Source organism: Staphylococcus pasteuri, assembly GCF_030547725.1.
Taxonomy (GTDB): Bacteria; Bacillota; Bacilli; order Staphylococcales; family Staphylococcaceae; genus Staphylococcus; species Staphylococcus pasteuri.
Window position 1 is genome coordinate 1 of the sequence record NZ_JAUOQO010000193.1, and the last position, 299, is coordinate 299.

Annotated in this window: 1 protein-coding gene; it reads left to right on the forward strand. The window is 58.2% G+C overall.

Going from position 1 to position 299, the window contains the following annotated elements; all coding sequences use genetic code 11:
* The coding region (locus Q4528_RS13365; protein WP_303521998.1) for a hypothetical protein at positions 1-247 on the forward strand (247 nt) is incomplete at its 5' end.
* Positions 248-299 lie beyond the last annotated feature (52 nt).

Below are 299 nucleotides of genomic sequence, written 5' to 3' on the forward strand. Positions count from 1 at the left end.
GGACTATGACGCCAGCGAAGGGGACGTGCTTCAGTTCGGCATCACCTCTGCGACACCAGACGATTTCCAGGTGAACACAGCTCATACCGCCACGGCGGCGGGCGAACGGTCTGGGGATGATAGCGTCGAAGAGGCCTTTGTTATCTATCGTCCTACCGGCCAGATCATGTGGGCGCTTGTGGATGGCGGCGGACAGTCGTCGATCAACCTGCAGATTGGCGGCGATGTGTTTGATCTTTTGCTCTGATGACTCACCCGATCAACGACCAAAGCCCGCTGCACGTCAGCGGGCTTTTCTG